Below are 4,075 nucleotides of genomic sequence, written 5' to 3'. Positions count from 1 at the left end.
ACGGCATCATACCAAATCCCCTTCCATAACCCCCTTGGAAATAAACCGCGAAGACACGAAGGACACAAAGAAGAAGAGGAAGAAGATAAAGGAGGTAGTCAACCCAGATTTCGGATCAGTCAGTTGCCGCACAAAGCGAAATCATACAGATGCCGTGCCCCCACCCCGTCGATGGTAGTAGCACAGCATCAGTCAGTTTTGACACCAGGCGAAATCATACAGATGCCGTGCCCCCACCCCGTTGATGGTAGGGGCACAGCATCAACAAATTGCGGCACAAGACGAAATGATACAAATGCCGTGCCCCTACGCCGGGATTAATCTTTCCATTCCCCTTGCACGACAAACGCCGCCCAGTAATAAGGGGCTTTCCCTTGTTCGTTTCGCCACATTTATAACTGCGCTTCTCTCAGTGCTTGTACGGTATTTAATCCTTTTTGCAACATCTGTTGGTAGTATTTCTGCATCAACTGGGACGTTGCTACATCGTTGACGTTCCACAAACTGACGACGACTCGCTTCGCTCGTGCATACATAAAGCCTCTTGTCAAGCCAATCAGTCCTTCTGCTTGCACTTCTTTACCAATGCCGGTTTTGCAGGCGCTGAGGACGACGAGTTCGGCTCCCAGGTTGAGGTTAAAGATATCGTGGAGGCGCAGGAAGCGGTCGGTACTGAGGCCGGTTGGCTCGAATTGGGAGAGCGCTACGCCGGATAATTCCGGATGGTCTTCGTTGACGCAGCCGTGGGTGGGGAAATGTACGATTTGATACTGGGATAAGTCCGCGCGGGTGGCATTGGCGCGGGAAGCATCGAAGCCCAAGGCGGCGAAGCGCTTCGCCCCAGGCACGATCGCGAGAATGTTATCGGCTTCCTTGCCGCTAAATTCTAAGCGTTCCAGGCTTTCGCAGGCTCGCATAACGGCTGTTTTGGAGTCTGTGGCAGTTTGCTGCTGGTTTTGGGCGGAAGGGAAGCGCGCGGGTAAAAACGGGGTCGGCAATCGCCGCGAGGGTTTTAGCCGTCTGCGGGCGGTCTTTGACTTGGTTGCGTAAGACCGCGAGGGTGGAGGCGGAGGGGAGGGAGACGACTTCGTTTTGGACGAGGAGAGGGGTGTAGGAGGAGGCGGGGACGCGGCGAGGGGGAGACGCGGCGAGGGGGGGATTTGCTTGAGTGTTTGCGGGAACAGGCAACGCGGCGAAGGGGATATGTTGCAAGATGCCGTCGCTGACTACGAGCAAGCGTTTGTTGCCGAGTTGATTGGCGACGGGGGCTAAGATTAATTGACTTAGTTTGGCTGCTCTTGTGGCAATTTCTGACTCTTCTGGGTTGGCATCGGTTAAAACTTGACGGAATTCCTTTGCAACAGCTTCGATGTCGGCGCGTTTGGGGAGTTCGTAGGTAGTGAAGCCGGTTTTGGTGACTGCCCACAAATAGCTGCGTTCTTCGCCGAGGGAGTATGTCAGCAGCAGGATGTTGTCGTCGAGTACTTGTTGTTGAATTTGGGGTAGGGTGAGGGTGAAGGCTCCTGGTTGAGAGATGGCAGCGTAGGCGGGGCTTTTGACTCGGATTTGCGCTTGCACTTGGTCGAGTTGGGTGATGAGAAAATCGATTCTTTGTTTGATTTCGGTTAATTATTTCAATGTAACAATTTACTTCCGCATTTTGAGGTCAATCGTAGACAGCGAGCGCCTTTGAGCCGTTGTCATCAACTGCCTGTGGGGCAATCCCATAATAGAACTTTCGCTCGTGCCATTTCCAACGGTAGCCATCGGGGTCGAGTTGAGCGATAGCATCCGCAAACGCTTCTCCCAACCTCTTTTTAAGTTTGCTCAACCAAGCGGTTGATTTTCCCACTCTCGCTGCTGTGCCCTCTGCCCGTAAGCCAGAAAGGCTACCAGCCGCGCATTGGGACAATAGACGCCGGACTGGGGAAAGGGGGAGCAAAGGGGAGTGGGGGGAGTGGGGGGAGTGGGGGGAGTGGGGGGAGCAAAGGGGAGTGGGGGAGTGGGGGGAGTGGGGGAGTTGGGAAACACTGGTGGGGAGGAATAGATATGTGGTAAAAGTGCCTAATAGGAATCGACTGGGAAAAAATATCTCATGATGCGGTGCTTTTCACTTTCCTCCCTTGTTCCCCAACTCCCCCAACTCCCCCCCCTCCCCCCACTCCCCCAGCTCCCCCAGCTCCCCCTTCCCCTTTTTCCCTTTCCCCCTTTCCCCAAATCCATTTGCCACAATGTCCCATCTTAGATTGGTAGCCGCCAGAAAGGTACATCGTTAGTATCTCTTGCCACGTCTTCTGCCGACAGTGCGCCCCCCTGGCAGAATTCTGCTACCAGTTGCTTAAACAGCAGTTTCACCAGCTTTGCAGCGCAGCGCGATCGCGCCAACCGAATTAACGCGAATTTAACCGGTTGGCGGATGGAACCAGACCGGGCATTGAGTTTTTTGATCCAGACCAGCAGCTATCGTGATACCCATTGAGTTACCCGATGCAATCAACGCGCGTTTCACTGCCGCCAAAGTTGCCGCACCCGTAGTCTTATCTGCCAAAATCGTCAGCAACCCGTGCATCAGTTCGTCGCGATGATTCTTATCTTGCTCGAGAAACTGTCGCAGCGTCTTACCAAACTTGTTCCTCAAACTGCTGGGTGAATTTGTCTCAATTTGAGTGCTGCGACAACCACCAGAACCGCTAATAAATTCTCCCTTTTTCTCTCCCTCACTTCCTTCCAGTTTGGAGCCATCCCCATTGCCGAATGAAATTTTCGGCACGAGATATGTGCTAGGTTTGGTTTACCGCTTTTTGTCCCCCGACGCTTAATTTTGATTATCGGTTGTCCATCATCACCTAAAAATTGCTCACCCGGAAAAATCTGAGCTAACCAAATTGCTTGGGTGTCAGTACCAGCACCAAATTGTTTAAAGATGCGAATGTAACGAGCAAATTTTGGCTGCGGTAGTATTCCCCGAATTCGACAATCAATTTGGGCGAGCCGCAACTGCCATTCTACAATCGATTTGGCATAGGAAATCAATTGCTTAGAAAAACCATTTTTCGCCCCTAACCCAATAGATTGAGTCAGGCGCTTAGCATATCTCGCCGCCGACCTCAACGACACTACCGCACCGGCAATCCATGCCCAAAAAGGAGATGCTTCTCCATTTTTAGTAGGGTTTGAGCTAACATCGTCTAGTTCTGGTGCTTCCACGTGTAACTTTTGACGCGCGCGGTTGATTAATTGATTGAGGACTTTGTTGCAGCTTTCCCCATCTAAGTAGAGGTCTTTAAGCTGTTTAATAATCGGATATTTCTGCCTAATTAATTCTCCTTAATTTGCGGCAATTGACCATTTTTTTGCCAAAAATAACAGCCATCGTAAAAGTCGTCAAATTCGTTCCATTTCCCCAGAGCTAAACGACTGTACTTGACTAAATTATGGGGGAATAAGTGTACTTCTCTACCCGCATCTCTGAGGTGATTAACCCAGACTCGCGAGTCAGAAACCTGTGGTTCTAAAAATACAATTAATTGACCATCACAAGGTTTAAGCGCTCCAATTTTGACGCTATTAACATCGGGGTTTAAGCAAATAAATTCGGCTGAGTAATCGAAAAACTCTTTGGGGTTTGAGCTAGGAGAATCAGCGTTCCATGCTACGAGGCAGGAACTGTTTTTCCCCACATCCAATCCAGCAATTACGGTTTTAGTCATCACAATCTGATCCTACGAATCCCCAAAATCCGGCAAGCTTGATTCAATGTGAAGGGGATTGTGAAATGGTAAAATGAAGAGCTTGTGAAAGTAGAAAAGCCTTAGCTTGTTTCAGTATGAAAGCTCCGAGTTGCGGATTGTTTGACCCCATGGGGGGTTTGACAATCTGGAACTTGTTGGTAAACGGATTGTAGGCCATAAGAAACATCTTGTAGTTAAAAAGCCCCAGTGGTCGCAGCACCCAATAGTTTTCTCTCGCTTTTTGGACAATCCAACCTTGTTGCCCAAAGCGGGCGATGATGTCGTCGATTGTTTGAGTCATAGTTAACCTAGTGCTTTCCTAATTTGTACTCGATGTCATTTTG

8 protein-coding genes are annotated in these 4,075 nt (G+C 50.1%); 1 reads left to right on the top strand and 7 read right to left on the bottom strand.

Features of this window, described 5'->3' with window-relative positions:
- On the top strand, positions 1 to 321 hold a 321-nt coding region (locus MiSe_RS47995), incomplete at its 5' end, for a hypothetical protein (RefSeq protein ID WP_226594405.1).
- A gap of 71 nt (positions 322 to 392) precedes the next feature.
- On the opposite strand, the gene MiSe_RS51820 is transcribed toward MiSe_RS47995, so the two are convergent.
- The 7 genes from MiSe_RS51820 to MiSe_RS47965 form a co-directional block, all read right to left on the bottom strand.
- The gene (locus MiSe_RS51820) at positions 393 to 998 is read right to left on the bottom strand and encodes a CHAT domain-containing protein (RefSeq protein WP_373873043.1); all 606 of its coding nucleotides are present in this window, start codon (positions 996 to 998) and stop codon (positions 393 to 395) included.
- On the bottom strand, positions 880 to 1,578 hold the full coding sequence (locus MiSe_RS51815; protein ID WP_264197131.1) for a CHAT domain-containing protein: 699 nt from the start codon (positions 1,576 to 1,578) through the stop codon (positions 880 to 882). The genes MiSe_RS51820 and MiSe_RS51815 overlap by 119 nt, the downstream gene beginning before the upstream one ends.
- Positions 1,579 to 1,666: 88 nt before the next feature.
- Positions 1,667 to 1,852 carry a hypothetical protein gene (locus MiSe_RS47985; RefSeq protein WP_226594403.1) on the bottom strand — a complete coding sequence of 62 codons (186 nt, stop codon included), beginning with the start codon at positions 1,850 to 1,852 and terminating at the stop codon, positions 1,667 to 1,669.
- A gap of 549 nt (positions 1,853 to 2,401) precedes the next feature.
- Positions 2,402 to 2,638 (bottom strand): hypothetical protein, encoded by a 237-nt coding sequence (locus tag MiSe_RS47980; protein WP_226594402.1) that lies wholly within the window; start codon positions 2,636 to 2,638, stop codon positions 2,402 to 2,404.
- Positions 2,635 to 3,207, bottom strand: a complete 573-nt coding sequence (locus MiSe_RS47975) for a hypothetical protein (protein ID WP_226594400.1) — start codon at positions 3,205 to 3,207, stop codon at positions 2,635 to 2,637. Before MiSe_RS47975 ends, MiSe_RS47980 begins: the two co-directional genes overlap by 4 nt.
- 110 nt (positions 3,208 to 3,317) lie before the next feature.
- Positions 3,318 to 3,710 carry a hypothetical protein gene (locus MiSe_RS47970; protein ID WP_226594397.1) on the bottom strand — a complete coding sequence of 131 codons (393 nt, stop codon included), beginning with the start codon at positions 3,708 to 3,710 and terminating at the stop codon, positions 3,318 to 3,320.
- Positions 3,711 to 3,753: 43 nt separating this feature from the next.
- Positions 3,754 to 4,032 carry a hypothetical protein gene (locus tag MiSe_RS47965; protein WP_226594394.1) on the bottom strand — a complete coding sequence of 93 codons (279 nt, stop codon included), beginning with the start codon at positions 4,030 to 4,032 and terminating at the stop codon, positions 3,754 to 3,756.
- Positions 4,033 to 4,075: the final 43 nt, after the last annotated feature.

Origin of the sequence: Microseira wollei NIES-4236 (genome assembly GCF_020521235.1) — a bacterium.
Classification (GTDB): Bacteria; Cyanobacteriota; Cyanobacteriia; order Cyanobacteriales; family Aerosakkonemataceae; genus Microseira; species Microseira wollei.
Note: the sequence above shows the minus strand (reverse complement) of the source record. Positions and strands in the feature narration are given on the sequence as shown.

Bases quoted from the DNA above. Each gene is read 5' to 3' on its own strand.
- MiSe_RS47970 (WP_226594397.1), bottom strand. From the start codon at position 3,710: ATGACTAAAACCGTAATTGCTGGATTGGATGTGGGGAAAAACAGTTCC.
- MiSe_RS47965 (WP_226594394.1), bottom strand. From the start codon at position 4,032: ATGACTCAAACAATCGACGACATCATCGCCCGCTTTGGGCAACAAGGT.